We start from the raw sequence: 16,839 nt of genomic DNA, 5'->3' as shown, positions 1-16,839 counted from the left end.
CAGTGACTGCCTTCCTCTATATAGAAGAAGGACGATTATTTACCAATGAAAACGTAGTTGCGCCTGCGGCTCGGGAGTTGCGGGCGCCTGGGAGCCATCTGCCACCGGCTGCTGGGCCGGCGCCTGACCGGCAGGCACTTCCTGCAACTTGGCCAGGCTCAACTGAGTACGCAGTTGATCGGCACTGCCATTGACTCGATACACAATACGGCTGCCATCCACGAGCAGCGGCTGGCCCCCAAAGGGCTCCAGAAGATGGCCCAGGGCTGCGTAGCGCTCCAGGTTCATGCCCTGCACTTCCAGCAACTGCTCGGTACTGACACCGGGCTTGACGGCAAACCGTGGCGCCAGCTTTTCGCTGACGGCCAACATGACGGCATCGGCTACCGCTCCGGTATCGGCCCCCTGGGCGGTGCCCTGCTCGCTTTTGTCACCCAGCCACAGGCGCCATTTGGCCTGCCACTGATTGCCATCCTGGCGGGCGTGCACCGCCAGCAATGCATCGGCGCCGTAACGCTCGGAGGCTGCGCGCAGTGGCGTGGCATCCGCGCTTTCAAGATTGGGAGCGGTGGCGACCACCTGCTCATCCAGGTCGCCCAGCGGCAGACGCAACGGCAAGCCACGATGCTGCGCGGCCCGGCGCAGGGCCTGGGCAACGGCTTGACCATCGCCGACCAGACTGCTGCCGTCCGTGGAATCATTGAGCCACCAGCCGAGAATCGACGGCCGGTTGCTGCCCCAGATTGCCAGGCCCGCCTGTCGCAACGCGCGATCGGTGCTGACCGGGTCGAAATCCACCTGCAGGCTTTCCGGCGGGCCGGCGTCGTAGCCGTACTGGGTAATGATCTGCTGCGGGTCTTTGCGAATCGCCGCCAGGCCCGGGCCATCGGCGGCCTTGGCGTCGCCGGTCAGGCGGATCACCAGGGTCTGCACGGCGCGCTGGGTCGCCTGGTCACGCTCTTGGGGCGACTGGCTGCTGACAGGTTCAAGTACTTGATAGAGGCCATTGAGGGTTTCGGCATGACTCGCCAGGCTGACCAACGACAAACAGCCTGCAAAAAAGAATTTACACAAACGCATGGAAGATTCCCGAACGACAAAATTAACGGGTAGAACGGGCCGCCTGAACTCGGCTCGGCAAGGCTGTGACCACACCGACCGACAAAACATTCACAGGAGCCCGGCAAGTTTTCGTACTGTCATAACGATAGCGGGTTAAGGCTATACCTTAATACACACGACGAGAGCGGCGATTAGCATTTTTAACCGCGTTTTTTAACCTTTATAGCCCTGCCCGTCGGCGCGAGGATGGCCGCTGCCCCTCAAGCCTGATAAAATCGCGCGCCTTCGCAGACCGTCAATGGCTGGGCCTTTTACCAAAAGCCCCTGGCCGCTCGGTCGTTACCCCTGAATCCCCCCTAAAGGCCTGGATCATGAGCAAGCAACCCTCCCTGAGCTACAAGGACGCCGGTGTAGACATCGACGCCGGTGAAGCATTGGTCGAACGCATCAAGAGCGTCGCCAAGCGCACTGCGCGCCCTGAAGTCATGGGCGGCCTGGGCGGTTTTGGTGCCCTCTGCGAAATCCCGGCCGGCTACAAGCAGCCTGTGCTGGTCTCCGGCACCGACGGCGTGGGCACCAAGCTGCGCCTGGCACTGAACCTGAACAAGCACGACAGCATCGGCATCGACCTGGTTGCCATGTGCGTCAACGACCTGGTGGTCTGCGGTGCCGAGCCCCTGTTCTTCCTCGACTACTACGCCACCGGCAAGCTGAACGTGGACACCGCTGCGCAAGTGGTCACCGGTATCGGCGCCGGTTGCGAACTGTCGGGTTGCTCCCTGGTCGGCGGCGAAACCGCTGAAATGCCAGGCATGTACGAAGGCGAAGACTACGACCTGGCCGGCTTCTGCGTTGGCGTCGTGGAAAAAGCCGAGATCATCGACGGCTCCAAAGTCGCCGCCGGTGACGCCCTGCTGGCACTGCCATCGTCCGGCCCGCACTCCAACGGTTACTCGCTGATCCGCAAGATCATCGAAGTGTCCGGCGCCGACATCGAAAACACCCAGCTCGACGGCAAGCCACTGACCGATCTGCTGATGGCCCCGACGCGCATCTACGTCAAGCCACTGCTCAAACTGATCAAGGACACCGGCGCCGTCAAGGCCATGGCGCACATCACCGGCGGCGGCCTGCTGGACAACATTCCACGCGTTCTGCCAAAAGGCGCTCAGGCGATCGTCGACGTGGCCAGCTGGCAGCGTCCTGCGGTATTCGACTGGCTGCAAGAAAAGGGCAACGTCGACGAAACCGAGATGCACCGCGTGCTGAACTGCGGCGTCGGCATGGTCATCTGCGTGGCGCAGGACCAGGTTGAAACCGCGCTGAACGTACTGCGCGAAGCCGGCGAGCAGCCTTGGGTCATCGGCCAGATCGCAACCGCCCCGGAAGGCGCGGCTCAGGTTGAACTGAAGAACCTCAAGGCCCATTGATGTCTCAGACCTGTGATGTCGTGGTGCTGCTTTCCGGCACCGGCAGTAACTTGCAGGCCCTGATCGACAGCACGCGCACCGGCGACAGCCCGGTGCGCATCGCTGCGGTGATTTCCAACCGCAGCGACGCCTACGGCCTGCAACGCGCCAGGGACGCGGGCATTGAAACCCGAGACCTGGATCACAAGGCTTTCGACGGCCGCGAAGCCTTCGACAGCGCCTTGATCGAACTCATCGACGCCTTCAACCCCAAACTCGTGGTCCTTGCCGGCTTCATGCGCATTCTCAGCGCTGGCTTCGTGCGCCACTATGAAGGGCGCCTGCTCAATATCCACCCTTCCCTGCTGCCCAAGTACAAAGGCATGCACACCCATCAGCGTGCGCTCGACGCCGGCGACACCGAGCATGGCTGCAGCGTGCACTTCGTTACCGAGGAACTCGATGGCGGACCTCTGGTCGTACAGGCAGTGGTTCCGGTAGAGTCGACAGACTCAGCGCAGACGCTTGCGCAACGGGTTCACGCCCAGGAACACAAGATTTACCCGCTGGCAGTTCGCTGGTTTGCCGAGGGTCGGTTGATTCTTGGTGCGCAGGGTGCATTATTGGACGGCCAGTTACTCGCGGCCAGCGGCCACTTGATTCGAACCTAGGAGATTTTATGCGTCGCGCCTTGCTCTTCGCTTTTGCGCTGTTTGCTTTGCCAGCCGTGCAAGCAGCAGATTTACACCCTTTCTCCGCCAGCTACACCGCCGACTGGAAACAGTTGCCCATGAGTGGTTCGGCTGAACGCAGCCTGACCCACAACAGCGATGGCACGTGGACCTTGAACTTCAAGGCGTCCATGATGATCGCCAGCCTCACCGAAACCAGCGTGATCAAGGTTGAGAAGGACGCTCTGCAACCCAAGAGCTACACCTTCGAACGCGGCGGCCTGGGCAAGGCGAAGAAGATCAACCTGGACTTCGACTACTCGACCAACAAGATCACCGGCTTCGAAAACAAAGACCCGGTCAACGTCACCCTCGAAAGCGGCATGCTCGACAAGTCGACCTATCAGTTGGCCTTGCAACGCGATGTGGCTGCCGGCAAAAAAAGCATGAGCTACCGCGTGGCTGAGGGCACCGACACCGACACCTACGACTTCCGCGTGATTGGCCCGGAAAAAGTCCAGACCAAGGCCGGCTCGATTGATGCAATCAAGGTTGAGCGCGTGCGCGATCCGTCGCAGACCAAACGCATCACCCAAATGTGGTTCGCCAAGGACTGGGGCGGCATCCTGGTTGCCCTGCGCCAGGTCGAAACCGACGGCAAGGAATACAACATCATGCTGTTGGACGGCACCGTTGACGGCAAGCCTGTCAAAGGCAACTGACCGAACGACAAGACGAAGAGCCTCGCGAATGCGGGGCTTTTTTTCGCCTGTCCATTAGCCAATCGGCGGATGCCAACATGAAACTTCTGTCATAAAACTCCAGCCTCTGCGACGCAATGTCGCTATTTGCGCGGCCTGCAGGACTGTTGCCGTTTCTGCAAGTAATTGTTGCGCGCAAAATCAGTTTACTTAGCAAGCTAACAAAACATATAACAAAGGCCTGCGACGACTTGCCGCAGATCAACCAGAGATTGGAGCAAGCAGATGACTGTAAAAGTAACTGAACGCGACGACGAACATATGTCCCACGAAGCGGTAGCTCACGGGATTCACATCTGGGATGTCCATCAGCAAGACGTATTGGTCGGTATGTTTCACAACGAGAGCGATGCCAACAATTATAAAAACGAGCTCGAAATTCTCGAAATGAAACGCCAGGCACAAAGCTCCTGAAACTCTGAAATTCGAGTAGGCCCCCAGCCCACGCAGCTGAGGCCCCTACCGCCCAAAAACCCCGCCCTCGAGCGGGGTTTTTCGTTTTGGTCATCGGCATCGCGCATAAACGATTCAGTTGTATGCAGCAACAAATAGACAACTGGTAATGATTCTCGATAATATTCGCGCACTTTTCAGCCGCCACATGACCAAAGGGAGTTCATCATGTCGAATGAATACAGCATTGCACCGGAGCAATCATTGCTTAAACGCTGGGGGGAAGCCCTGTCTACTCCGCAATTTCTGGCTCATCGTATAACTCTCGACACACTGATCGACACCCTCGTACCCGCAGCACAACGCAGCTTTCAACGCCTGATCCAGGCCCTGTTTCGTGAAGGGCTGCTGGACTCCAACGCACTCACCTATGACCAGCAAGGTCACTGCCGGCTACCACTGTCCGATAACGCCCATCTGCATTTCGAGCACCTGCGCCCAGGTCGCATGGCCAGTTGGGACCTGCGTGGCCCGATCACGCTTTGCCAAGTCAATCTGGCGGACCAGAAGATCCAATTCCCCTCGCAGTTGCTGACGCTGCTTAACGACGCCCTCGAGACGCCTGCCGACCCGCAGGTTCTGAACCGCCTCAATACCGAGATCGACGACAGTTTCGTCAACGACACGCTGTGCCTGGCGTTTCACGAGCAATGGAGCCTCAGGCTGCACGCCGCGATGAGCGCGGCCCATCAGGCCAACCTGCTGCGCTACCTCAAGGACGAGCCCAGCGCTACCAACCCGACTTCCGTGCTTGAACAGTGGGGCACGCTGGGTCACCCCTGGCACCCCAACTACAAAACCAAACTGGGCCTGGGCACCGATCAAGTGATTGATTTCTCACCCGAGTTCGAAGCGCGTTTCCCGGTCATCCTCTGTGCGTTGCACCGCCAGTACGCCCACGTCGAAACGCTGGCGGGTACCGCGGATTACTGGCAGTGGTGGCAAACCCAGTTTCCCCACGCGGCGCAACAACTGGTGGCCGAACTCACCGCCCAGGGCCTTGAAGCCAGCGACTATCTGCCGCTGCCCGCCCACCCTTGGCAAGCTCGCCAGGAGCTTCCCCAATTGTTCGCCAACGAGATAGGTGACCGTCTGCTGGTGCTGACCAATATCGTCGCGTTCACCGCCCACCCCACCATGTCATTCCGGACGGTCTTGCCTGAAGGCCGGGCTGACGCCCCTATGGTCAAGCTTCCTGTTTCGCTGCGCCTGACCAGCGTACAGCGCACGGTGTCGCCGCGTTCGGCGCGCATGGGCCCGCGCATCAGCCAGTTGCTGCTGACGATCCTGGCACGCGAGCCCGCGATTCAAAAAGTGCTGAGCATCGTGCCCGAGCGGATCGGTGTGCATTTCAAGCCTCAACCAGCCAATGACGAACATTCCCGCCATCTGGCCGTGCTCTACCGTGACAACCCCCTGAGTCAGCTTCAACCGGGGGAGCTGGCCATTCCGGTAGGCAGCCTGTTTGCCATCGACCAACACGGGCAGCCACTGCTGAGGCAGTGGGTATGCCTGAGCAAAGGCCGGGACGACGCCGACGCCATGCTCGGGTTCTTTCGCGACTACGCCTCAATCGCCGTGCCAGCCCTGCTCGGCATGTACCTGCGCTATGGCGTCGCATTCGAGGCCCACCAGCAGAACTCCTTCATGGTCATGGCTGCGGACGGGCAGTTGAGCCGTCTGCTACTGCGTGATTTCGGCGATATCCGCATCGACCGCCAGACCTTGCACGCCCAAGGCCTGGACATCGAGCTGCATGATCCCAAGATGACCCTGTACGACGATGCGGGCTTTGTACGCGACAAACTGTTGCACACCGTCTTCATGTGCCACTTGGGCGAACTGGTGCTGCTCAGCGCACGTTATTTCGATATGCCCCAGGCGCTGCTCTGGAACGAACTGGCGGCCCAAGTCAGCCAGTGCTTTGACCAATTGCGCGACGTCGTCGCCCCCCAACGCTGGGAAACCGAACGCAAAGCGCTGCTGGAGCAGGCATGGCCGGCCAAGTCCTTCATGCGCATGCGTTTGCTGGAGAGCCACGCGGATATCGTCGGGCGCCTGCCGAACCCGCTGAGTGCCGACACACATGCCCACTAACAGCACAGCGCTGCGGCTGCTGGTAGTGATCCAGCTGGTATCGATGGGGGCGATGGAAATGAGTGGCCCCTTCTGGCCCCTGCAGATCCAGAAGTTGCTCGGCGACGCCAATGCCCACTACACCGGCCTGCTTTCGTCGCTGGTGTATGCCGGGCCAATGATGGCGGCGATGATCCTGACGCCCCTGTGGGGGCGCCTGGGTGACCGTACCGGCCACAAGCCCATGATCATTCGGGCCCTGCTCGCACTGGCGGCCTGCCAGGCGCTGGCCGCCATCATCTTCGATCCCTGGCTGTTGGTGGCCATCCGCGTGGCGCAGGGCGCGCTGGCCGGCTTTATCGCGGCGGCTCAAGCCTACGCATTGGCCTGCTGTGGCGACAGCGGGCGCGGTCACATCATGGCGCGCCTGCAGTCGGCGACCGCCGTGGGTTCATTGGCCGGTCCTGTATTGGGCGGCTGGCTGATGGATGTCTCGGGGTTCGCCCTGCTCTGCTACAGCGCCACGGCCGTCTGCCTGTCGTGTGCGGTGGTCAGCCTGTTCTTGCCCGGCGATACCCGGCGCGTGCGCTCGAAACACAAGTCCACGCCCACCGCCCTGCCCAAAGGCTGGCTTGGGGCGATGCTGGGGATCATCGTGCTGATCCAGGCCGCCAAGATGATGCCCCAGCCGTTTTATGCCTTGTACGTCGCCGATGTCTTGCACGCACCGGCCTGGTTGATTGGTGCCAGCTATGCCGCCAGCGCATTGACCCTGGCGCTGTCGGCGCCCCTGTGGGGCCGCCTGTTTGACCGGCACCCACCGGCATACACGCTGCGCATTATCGAATGGGTCACATGGGCCTGTGCCTTGACCCTCGCGTGCACCGCAATCGCCAGCGAATGGTTCGGCTTCCTCGCCAGCCGGTTGCTCTGGGGCCTGTGGCAAGGCGCGCTGTTGCCGGTTGCCTACACATTGATCGCCAACACCGTCGCGCCCGCGCAACAAGGTTTTGCCCTGGGCCTGGGTAACAGCGCCGCCAAGGCGGGTGCCCTGTGCGGCGCCTTGCTGGGCGGCATCGGCATGGGAATGGTCGGCCTGGCCCACAGCTTCTGGCTGGTCGCGCTCACCTACGCCCTGGCTGCCCTGGGTATCCGCGCCATCCGCTCGTACACCCGCACACCCGTGATATCCGTTTTTTCTGTCAATACTTCTAATAATTGAAAGGCATGGTAATGAAAAAATCGCAATGGGCAGCACTGTTGCCTCTGATCGGCTCCATCAGTACACCCGCTTGGGCCGACTCATCCGAAGCTGCGCCCACTAACCTGCAATTACAGGCCACCGTCGTCTCGGCCACGCGCAGTGAAACCAGCATTGCCGCGATCCCAGGCTCGGTGCAGGTGATCGATGAAGCCCAGATCCGCCAGCAAGCGGGCGCAGGGCGACGGGTTGCGGATATCCTCGGGCAACTGGTACCCGGCATTTCGCCGTCCAGCGGCGGTATGAGCAACTTCGGCCAGACCCTGCGCGGGCGTAACACGCTGATCCTGATCGACGGCGTATCCCAGAACGCGACGCGCGACAACTTCCGCCAACTCAACAGCGTGGCACCGGAAAGCATCGAGCGCATCGAAGTGATCTCCGGCGCGAGCAGCGTCTACGGGGCCGGAGCTTCGGGCGGCATCATCAATATCATCACCAAGCGCAACCAAGGTGAAGACCTCGCGTTCAGCAGCAAGATCGGCATGACCGCCGGTAACAATCTAAGCCACAAGGGGTTCGCCTACGAGGCGTTCCAAAGTGCCACGGGGCGCAAGGGTCCCGTGGACTGGTACGTGTCGGCCAACGGCGTACAACGCAACGACCAGTTCGATGGCAACGGCAAGCGCATCCCCCAGGACACGTCCCAGGGCAGCAACATGGACACCGATACCTACGACCTTCAAGGCCGCTTCGGCTACGAGCTGGATGACGACAAGAAGATCAGCCTGTCGCTGCAAGACTATAAAGATGAACAGGACACCCGTTACACCAAGGACCCACGCAACAGCAACACCGCCGTTGCAGTAAAAGGCCTGGACCTGGACGACCAACCGTTCACCCACAACCAGGCGGTCAACCTCAATTACACCGACAAGGATTTCTACGGCCAGGGCCTGCAAGTCGAAAGTTACTGGCGCCGTGCCGACGCGCTGTTCTTCCCGGACCTGTCGCGGGGCCGCGCCGGTGTTTCCGATAACAACAGCGTGCAGGACGTCTACGGCTTGCGTGCAGCCATCGACACACAGATGCCCGACATCGGCCCAGCGACCGGCAACCTGGTCTGGGGCGCTGACTATGACCACGAAACCTCACGCCAGCGTGGCGATCAATACCGGGTCAATGGCCTGACCTACACCAAGACCGGCACCACCTTCGAGCTGGGGCCGGACATCACGACCACCACCAAGGCGATTTTTGGTCAGCTGTCCTACGACATCGACGACTGGACCCTGCGCGGCGGCGTCCGGCGCGAGTGGATCGAAAGTAACGTTGCCGACAGCATCGCCTATGGAGAAATCGTTCAGACCGGCAACCGGGCAACCTTGCCGGGCGGCACCCTGAAATATGACGATACCCTCTACAACCTCGGTGCGGTGTACCACCTGAGCGAAAACCAGGATGTGTTCGTCAACTTCAGCCAGGGCTTTTCCCTGCCGGATATCCAGCGTTTCCTGCGGGACGTCAACAGCAAGTACGACATCCAGAAACTCAATGCCCAAGCGCTCAAGGTCGACAGCTATGAACTGGGCTGGCGCGGCAACTGGGACAAGTGGCTGGCCAGCGTCACGGCATACGAAAACACCTCGGACGTCACCCAGTTCTATGACGCGAATGACCGCGTATTGCGCCTGATCAACCAGAAAGAACGTGTACGCGGTATCGAAACCAGCCTGACCTACAACGTCACTGATCAGTGGTCCGTCGGCGGCACGTACGCCTATGCAAAAGGCGAGACCCAGCAGAACGGTAAATGGATCGACCTGCCTGCCACACGCATCTCCCCGGCCAAGACCACCGCCTTTGTCGGCTATAACCACGACGATTACAGCCTGCGCCTGCAAGCCATGCGCCTGGACGACTACGATGCCGCGTTCAAGGACAACAACGGTCGCGATATCCAGGGTTACACCCTGGTCGACCTGCTGGGCTCGGTCAGGCTGCCGGTGGGTCGCCTGGAAGGGGCCATCTATAACCTCAGCAACCGCAACTACCAGAACATGTTCGCCCAGGCCAACGCGCGTGCGCCGTACCCGAATGCCGAGGGTCGTACCTTCAGCGTGAGTTACGCCGTGGATTGGTAATACGCTTGGCTGAAAGCACAAACCCCGCCTTTTGAGCGGGGTTTGTTGTTTCTACAGCCTTACCACATCAGATCATCCGGGATCTGGTAGGCGGCGTACGGGTCATCCTCATCCGGCACCTGGCTTTCAGTCAGGATGTTGAGCTGCACGATACGCTCCGGCGCGCGCTCCTGGATCTTCAGCGCCGCTTCACGCGGGATTACCTCATAACCGCCACCGTGGTGGACGATCGCCAGGGAACCGTTGCTCAGCTTGTTGCGCATCAAGGTGTTGACCGACAGGCGCTTGACCTTCTTGTCATCCACGAAGTTGTAGTAATCCTCGGTGGTCAGCTTCGGCAGGCGCGACGTCTCGATCAACTGCTTGACCTGCGCGGTGCGGGCCTTGGCCTCGGCTTTTTCCTGCTGCTGGCGGTTCAATTCCTGGTCGCGCTTGACCTTCTCGGCTTTCGCCTCGGCAGCCAGGCGGGCCTGGGTGTCATCGGCCTCGGCCTGGCCTTTGTGGACCAGGCGCTGCTGCTTCTGTTTCTCTTTGCCGACCTGCTTGGCCTGCTTTTGGTTGACCAGACCTGCTTTGAGCAACTGGTCGCGAAGGGAAAGGCTCATGGTGCTTACTCACTTAGGCAACTGCTCAACCGCAGTTGGACACGTTCTTTTCCTGACGTTTGGCTTCGCCCCACAGGGCGTCCAACTCTTCGAGGGTGCAATCTTCTATGGGACGCTGGGTATCGCGCAATGCCTGTTCGATAAATCGGAAACGTCGTTCAAACTTGGCATTGGCGCTGCGCAGCGCGGTTTCCGGGTCAACCTTGAGATGCCGGGCGAGGTTGACCGCTGCAAACAGCAGGTCGCCGACTTCATCCGCGATCGCGGCCGAGTCGTTATCAGCCATGGCTTCAAGCACTTCATCCAGCTCTTCGCGCACGTTATCCACCACCGGCAAAGCGGCGGGCCAGTCGAATCCGACCTGGCTGGCGCGCTTTTGCAATTTGGCGGCACGGGACAACGAAGGCAGTGCCGTGGGCACATCGTCCAGCAGGGAAAGCTGCAGCGGTGTATCGGACTTTTCTGCGCGCTCCTCGGCCTTGATCTGCTCCCAACGCTCCTTGACCTGCTCTTCGCTCAATCGGGGAACATCCAACGGCGCATACAGATCGCCCGTCGGGAACACGTGAGGATGGCGGCGAATCAATTTGCGCGTGATGCCGTCGATCACGCCGGCAAATTCGAAACGCCCCTCCTCCCGTGCCAACTGGCTGTAATACACCACCTGGAACAACAGGTCGCCCAGCTCACCTTGCAGATGGTCGAAGTCGCCGCGCTCGATGGCGTCGGCGACTTCATAAGCCTCCTCCAAAGTGTGCGGGACAATGGTCGCGAAGGTTTGCCTGATGTCCCACGGGCACCCGTATTGCGGGTCCCGCAGGCGGTTCATCAGGTACAGCAAGTCGTCTAGTGAATACATTGATCTCTATCCGCTGAAGATCAAATGTGGGAGGGGGCTTGCCCCCGATAGCGGTGGGTCAGCCAACATAGATGCCGACTGACCTGTCCTCATCGGGGGCAAGCCCCCTCCCACATTTCAGATGGTGCTGATCCATTCATGGTGTGCGGTTGCGCCGGGTCTCGATGATGTTCGGCAACTGGGAAATACGCCCCAACAACCGCCCCAGCGCATCCAGGCCCGGGATCTCGATCGTCAGGGACATCAACGCAGTGTTGTCCTCCTTGTTCGAACGGGTGTTGACCGCCAACACGTTGATCCGCTCGTTGAGCAGCACCTGGGATACGTCACGCAGCAGGCCGGAACGGTCGTACGCACGAATCACGATGTCCACCGGATAGGTGAGCACCGGCACCGGCCCCCAACTGACCTGGATGATCCGTTCAGGCTCGCGCCCGGCCAACTGCAGCACCGAGGCACAGTCCTGCCGGTGAATGCTGACACCACGGCCCTGGGTGATGTAGCCGACGATGGCGTCCCCCGGCAACGGCTGGCAGCAGCCGGCCATTTGCGTCATCAGGTTGCCCACGCCCTGGATCTGGATATCGCCACGCTTGCCGGGCTTGTAGCCGGCGGCTTTGCGTGGAATGAGTTCCAGCTGTTCGCTGCCGCGCTCCGGCTCGACCAACTGCTGGGCCAGGTTGACCAGTTGCGCCAGACGCAGGTCGCCAGCGCCCAGGGCGGCGAACATGTCTTCGGCAATCTTCATGTTGGCCTTTTCAGCCAGCTTGTCGAAGTCCACCTGCGGCAAGCCCAGGCGCGCCAGTTCGCGTTCAAGCAAGGTTTTACCGGCCGCGACGTTCTGGTCGCGTGCCTGCAATTTGAACCAATGCACGATCTTCGCCCGCGCCCGCGACGTGGTGATGTAGCCCAGGTTCGGGTTCAGCCAGTCACGGCTCGGCGTACCATGCTTGCTGGTGATGATCTCGACCTGTTCACCGGTCTGCAGGGTGTAGTTGAGCGGCACGATCCGCCCATTGATCTTGGCGCCGCGGCAGTTGTGGCCGATTTCAGTGTGTACGCGGTAGGCGAAGTCCAACGGCGTGGCGCCCTTGGGCAAGTCGATGGCATGGCCGTCGGGGGTGAAGATATAGACCCGGTCCGGTTCGATATCCACGCGCAGCTGTTCGGCCAGGCCGCCGATGTCGCCCAGTTCTTCGTGCCACTCCAGCACTTGGCGCAGCCAGGAGATCTTCTCTTCGTACTGGTTGGACCCGGCCTTGACGTCGGTGCCCTTGTAGCGCCAGTGCGCGCACACGCCCAGCTCCGCCTCTTCGTGCATGGCGTGGGTGCGGATCTGCACTTCCAGCACCTTGCCCTCGGGGCCGATTACCGCAGTGTGCAGCGAGCGGTAGCCGTTTTCCTTGGGGTTGGCGATGTAGTCGTCGAACTCCTTGGGAATGTGCCGCCACAAGGTGTGGACAATGCCCAGCGCGGTGTAGCAGTCGCGCATTTCCGGCACCAGCACGCGCACGGCGCGCACATCGTAGATCTGGCTGAAGGCCAGGCCCTTGCGCTGCATTTTGCGCCAGATCGAATAGATGTGCTTGGCGCGGCCGCTGATATCGGCTTCGACGCCGGTGGCCTGCAACTCCGAGCGCAGCTGATTCATCACGTCGGAGATAAAGCGCTCGCGGTCGAGCCGCCGCTCATGCAGCAGCGTAGCGATCTGCTTGTATTGTTCGGGCTCAAGGTAGCGGAAGGACAAGTCCTCCAGCTCCCACTTGATATGGCCGATACCCAGGCGATGCGCCAGCGGCGCATAGATATCAAAGACTTCGCGCGCAACGCGGTTGCGCTTTTCATCATCGGCCGTCTTCACCGCCCGGATCGCGCAGGTACGCTCAGCCAGCTTGATCAGGGCGACGCGCACGTCGTCGACCATCGCCACCAGCATCTTGCGCAGGTTTTCCACCTGGCCCTGGGTGCCCATCACCATCGATTGGCGCGGGCTGAGGCTGGCACTGATGGCGGCCATGCGTGCCACGCCATCGATGAGCTTGGCGACCAAGGCGCCAAAGCGCTGGCTGACGGTGGCCAGTTGGATATGCCCTTCACGCACGCCGCGATAGAGCACGGCGGCGATCAGCGAATCCTGGTCGAGCTTGAGATCGGCGAGGATCTCGGCGATCTCAAGCCCGGTACGAAAGCTCGAAGTGCCCTCGGCCCACAGGTTCTTGGCCGCATTGTTTTGCTGCTCGGACTCACGAGCGAACTCGCAAGCGGCCTTCAAGGCTTCACGGTCCAGTGCCGGGTCGACACTGACGGCATGATCCAGCCATGCCTCGAGATTGATACTGCCGTCGGTGTTGATCGGCTGGTGTGCTCTCACCTGTACCATCTTGCTTACCTTCCCTACGACGCACCTTCGATGCGTCAAAAATCATCGCCGACCTTGTACTGCACTCTCCCCGGCAGGTCACAGGCCCTGGAGACTACAAGGCCGGTCGGATTAAACGGGCATCCTAGCCCGCTTCAAATAACGCCATGGCCTCGACATGCGCGGTTTGCGGAAACATGTCGAGGATCCCGGCACGCTTTAGCCGGTAGCCTTGCTTGACCAACTCAACGGTGTCCCGCGCCAGCGTGGCCGGGTTGCAGGACACATACACCAGACGCCTGGCCTTGAAGGTCGCAAGCTTGCGCACAACTTCCAGGGCACCGTCACGGGGTGGGTCCAAGAGTACCGCAGAAAAGCCTTGTTTGGCCCATTCTGTGTCAGTCAAAGGCTGGGACAAATCGGCCTGAAAAAACTGTGCGTTATGCAAATTATTGCTGACGGCATTGGCGGCCGCCCGGTCCACCATGGCCTGCACACCTTCCACCGCCACCACTTCACGCACCTGACGCGCCAGTGGCAGAGCGAAGTTGCCAAGCCCGCAAAACAAGTCCAGCACCCGCTCGTCGGGTTGTGGCGCCAGCCATTCCAGGGCCTGGGCGACCATCGCCGCGTTGACTGCGGCGTTGACCTGGACAAAATCGCCAGGCCGGTAAGCCAGCTCCAGATCCCACTGTTCCAATCGAAACCCCAAGACGGCATCGGCTTCGACCGGCTCCGGCTGTCCTTCGCCATGCAGCCACAGCTGGGCTTCATGGAAGGCACAAAATTCTTTCAAGAGCTGCAGGTCCGCTTCCGACAACGGCGCCATATGCCGCAGCAACACGGCGATGGAGGTACCACTGAACAACTCGACATGCCCCAGGGCCTGCGGTTTGCTCAGCCGGCGCAACAGGTTCGGCAAGCGCTGCATGATCGGCTGCAAGGCCTGTACCAGCACCGGGCAATCATCGATGGCGACGATGTCCTGGCTGGCCACGGCGCGAAAACCCACTTCAAGTTTTTTCGCCTTGGCATCCCAGCGCACGGCCACGCGGGCGCGGCGACGGTAGCCAAATTCCGGGCCGCTCAAGGGCGCCGCCCATTCCTGCGGCTCAACACCGGCCACACGCGACAATTGCTCGGCGAGCATGCGCTGTTTCAGGGCAAGTTGTTCGGCATGGGGCAAGTGCTGCACGCTGCAGCCACCACAACGCCCCACGTGGGCACAGGGTGCCGGGCGCCGCAGTTCGCTGGCGGTGAATACGCGCTCGGTGCGCGCCTCGACGATCTTGCCATGAGCGCCCAACACCCGCGCTTCCACGTCCTCACCGGCCAGGGCGCCATTGACGAACCAGGTACGGCCTTCAAAGTACACAATGCCACGGCCGTCATTGGCCAGGCGCTCGATGGTCAGGCGTTGTTTCTTGCCCACCGGAATCTGCGGGGCCCGGCTACCGCCCGTCGGTTGGAAGCGCAGGCCTCTTTCGTGCTTGGCCATCAGTTGGGTTCGTCGAAAATGCCGGTCGACAGGTAACGGTCGCCTCGGTCACAGATGATCGCGACGATCACCGCGTTTTCCACTTCCCGGGACAAGCGCAGCATGCCCGCCACCGCGCCACCCGAGGACACGCCGCAGAAGATGCCTTCTTCACGGGCCAGACGGCGGGTGGTGTCTTCGGCTTCACGCTGGGCCATGTCGATGATGCGGTCTACGCGCGTCGCGCTGTAGATCTTCGGCAAGTACTCTTCGGGCCAACGGCGGATACCCGGGATCGACGCGCCCTCCATCGGTTGCAGGCCGACGATCTGGATCGCCTGGTTCTGCTCCTTGAGATAACGCGAGTTGCCCATGATGGTGCCGGTGGTGCCCATGGAGCTGACGAAATGAGTGATGGTGCCCTGGGTCTGGCGCCAGATTTCCGGGCCGGTGCTGGTGTAGTGCGCCTCTGGGTTATCGCCATTGGCGAACTGGTCCAGTACCAGGCCACGACCTTCGGCGGCCATGCGCTCGGCGAGGTCACGCGCGCCTTCCATGCCTTCTTCCTGGGTGACCAGGATCAACTGGGCGCCATAGGCGGTCATCGCCGCCTTGCGTTCGGCGCTGCCGTTGTCGGGCATGATCAGGATCATCTTGTAGCCCTTGATCGCGGCAGCCATGGCCAGGGCGATCCCGGTGTTGCCGGAGGTGGCTTCGATCAGGGTGTCGCCAGGCTTGATCTGCCCGCGCAACTCGGCGCGGGTGATCATCGACAGCGCCGGGCGGTCTTTGACCGAGCCCGCCGGGTTGTTCCCTTCGAGCTTGAGCAACAGGGTATTGCTGGTTTCACCCGCCATGCGTTGCAAGCGGACCAGGGGCGTGTTGCCGACGCAATCGGCGATTGTTGGGTACTGCAAGGTCATGGCGTATTCGCAATCCAGACTGCCGGGGGCGAACATCATACCGGGAAAGGTCGGCGGGCCATATCACGCAAAGTGTGGTGTTTATTACTTATTGGAATATGTGGATCAATGGGCGCCTGTACTACCGCTATCGGGAGCAAGCCCCCTCCCACAGATGACCGCATTCCCATGGTGTCACTCGTTTCTCTGTGGGAGGGGGCTTGCTCCCGATAGCCGCACCTCGATCTCCGGGCTAACCCGACTGCCCATCACCATGATTTCTCTGAAACACCTCCTCACCCATCGCCGCAATCTGCCCCTCGATCAGCGCTTCAAAGGGTTTGAGCAACGGTTCGAACGATACCGGTGCTTCCAGCACCTGCAGCGCTTGCACAATCGCCTCCAGCGTCGACAGCGCTCCCGGCCCCGGTGCCTTGCGCAGCCGGTAACGCGAAACACCGCCCTCGGCCAGCGTCACCCTCGGCAACGCCGCCAACAACGGATTGAGGTGCAACAGTTTACGCGCCTTGCGCCAGGTGCCATCGGGCACTACCAACAACAAGGGCTGCTCGTCCGGCGCATAGGCCTGCAAAGGCTGGGCATCATCCGCCGGGAACAACAACCGCGCCCGATAACCGGGCGGGTTCAGTAAAGTCGGCAAATCTGCAAACACCTCGCCCACTACCAACTGCGCATTGTTCAACCCCAACGCCGCCAAGCGTGCGGTATTCAGCGCATGGTTGACCTCGCTCGGGTGCTGCAACAGCAACACTCGCGTGCGACTGTCGAGGCAGGGGATCAACGGGCACAGGCAATGGGTGACGGGCCTGAGGCAACGGGAACATTGGGGTCTGGACATG

At 61.1% G+C, this 16,839-nt stretch carries 14 protein-coding genes; 7 read left to right on the top strand and 7 right to left on the bottom strand.

The window, feature by feature from the left end; translation table 11 throughout:
* Nucleotides 1–39 precede the first annotated feature (39 nt).
* The gene (locus ACQRBV_RS15855; protein WP_060756093.1) at nt 40–1,080 is read right to left on the bottom strand and encodes a DUF2066 domain-containing protein; all 1,041 of its coding nucleotides are present in this window, start codon (nt 1,078–1,080) and stop codon (nt 40–42) included.
* A gap of 353 nt (nt 1,081–1,433) precedes the next feature.
* Between ACQRBV_RS15855 and purM the strand changes: the two genes are divergently transcribed.
* The 7 genes from purM to ACQRBV_RS15820 all read left to right on the top strand — a co-directional run bounded on the left by purM (nt 1,434) and on the right by ACQRBV_RS15820 (nt 9,777).
* Nucleotides 1,434–2,492 (top strand): phosphoribosylformylglycinamidine cyclo-ligase, encoded by a 1,059-nt coding sequence (gene purM / locus ACQRBV_RS15850; RefSeq protein WP_060756094.1) that lies wholly within the window; start codon nt 1,434–1,436, stop codon nt 2,490–2,492.
* The gene (gene purN / locus ACQRBV_RS15845) at nt 2,492–3,142 is read left to right on the top strand and encodes a phosphoribosylglycinamide formyltransferase (RefSeq protein WP_060756095.1); all 651 of its coding nucleotides are present in this window, start codon (nt 2,492–2,494) and stop codon (nt 3,140–3,142) included. Before purM ends, purN begins: the two co-directional genes overlap by 1 nt.
* Nucleotides 3,143–3,150: 8 nt before the next feature.
* On the top strand, nt 3,151–3,864 hold the full coding sequence (locus ACQRBV_RS15840) for a DUF3108 domain-containing protein (RefSeq protein WP_060756096.1): 714 nt from the start codon (nt 3,151–3,153) through the stop codon (nt 3,862–3,864).
* Between the two features lie 264 nt (nt 3,865–4,128).
* The gene (locus ACQRBV_RS15835) at nt 4,129–4,317 is read left to right on the top strand and encodes a hypothetical protein (RefSeq protein ID WP_060756097.1); all 189 of its coding nucleotides are present in this window, start codon (nt 4,129–4,131) and stop codon (nt 4,315–4,317) included.
* Between the two features lie 207 nt (nt 4,318–4,524).
* Nucleotides 4,525–6,453, top strand: a complete 1,929-nt coding sequence (locus ACQRBV_RS15830) for an IucA/IucC family protein (RefSeq protein WP_411985166.1) — start codon at nt 4,525–4,527, stop codon at nt 6,451–6,453.
* Nucleotides 6,443–7,654, top strand: a complete 1,212-nt coding sequence (locus ACQRBV_RS15825) for an MFS transporter (protein ID WP_411985167.1) — start codon at nt 6,443–6,445, stop codon at nt 7,652–7,654. The genes ACQRBV_RS15830 and ACQRBV_RS15825 overlap by 11 nt, the downstream gene beginning before the upstream one ends.
* Before the next feature lie 11 nt (nt 7,655–7,665).
* Entirely contained in the window at nt 7,666–9,777 is a 2,112-nt protein-coding gene (locus tag ACQRBV_RS15820; RefSeq protein ID WP_411985168.1) for a TonB-dependent receptor, read from the top strand.
* 59 nt (nt 9,778–9,836) lie between these two features.
* Here the strand turns inward: ACQRBV_RS15820 and ACQRBV_RS15815 are convergent, their stop codons facing one another.
* The 6 genes from ACQRBV_RS15815 to ACQRBV_RS15790 all read right to left on the bottom strand — a co-directional run bounded on the left by ACQRBV_RS15815 (nt 9,837) and on the right by ACQRBV_RS15790 (nt 16,838).
* On the bottom strand, nt 9,837–10,382 hold the full coding sequence (locus ACQRBV_RS15815) for a DUF2058 domain-containing protein (protein ID WP_060756101.1): 546 nt from the start codon (nt 10,380–10,382) through the stop codon (nt 9,837–9,839).
* Between the two features lie 25 nt (nt 10,383–10,407).
* Nucleotides 10,408–11,241 carry a nucleoside triphosphate pyrophosphohydrolase gene (gene mazG / locus ACQRBV_RS15810; protein ID WP_411985169.1) on the bottom strand — a complete coding sequence of 278 codons (834 nt, stop codon included), beginning with the start codon at nt 11,239–11,241 and terminating at the stop codon, nt 10,408–10,410.
* Nucleotides 11,242–11,377: 136 nt separating this feature from the next.
* A complete protein-coding gene (gene relA, locus ACQRBV_RS15805) occupies nt 11,378–13,621 on the bottom strand; it encodes a GTP diphosphokinase (protein ID WP_161549104.1) in 2,244 nt (747 codons plus the stop codon).
* A 124-nt stretch (nt 13,622–13,745) separates the two neighbouring features.
* On the bottom strand, nt 13,746–15,098 hold the full coding sequence (gene rlmD, locus ACQRBV_RS15800; RefSeq protein WP_090369441.1) for a 23S rRNA (uracil(1939)-C(5))-methyltransferase RlmD: 1,353 nt from the start codon (nt 15,096–15,098) through the stop codon (nt 13,746–13,748).
* A complete protein-coding gene (gene cysM / locus ACQRBV_RS15795) occupies nt 15,098–16,000 on the bottom strand; it encodes a cysteine synthase CysM (RefSeq protein ID WP_411985205.1) in 903 nt (300 codons plus the stop codon). Before cysM ends, rlmD begins: the two co-directional genes overlap by 1 nt.
* A gap of 232 nt (nt 16,001–16,232) precedes the next feature.
* Nucleotides 16,233–16,838, bottom strand: coding sequence for a tRNA-uridine aminocarboxypropyltransferase (locus ACQRBV_RS15790; protein ID WP_198762162.1), 606 nt, complete (start codon nt 16,836–16,838; stop codon nt 16,233–16,235).
* Between the last annotated feature and the right edge of the window lies 1 nt (nt 16,839).

The sequence above is a fragment of the Pseudomonas sp. R11F genome, from assembly GCF_050312575.1.
GTDB lineage: Bacteria > Pseudomonadota > Gammaproteobacteria > Pseudomonadales > Pseudomonadaceae > Aquipseudomonas > Aquipseudomonas palleroniana.
Note: the sequence above shows the minus strand (reverse complement) of the source record. Positions and strands in the feature narration are given on the sequence as shown.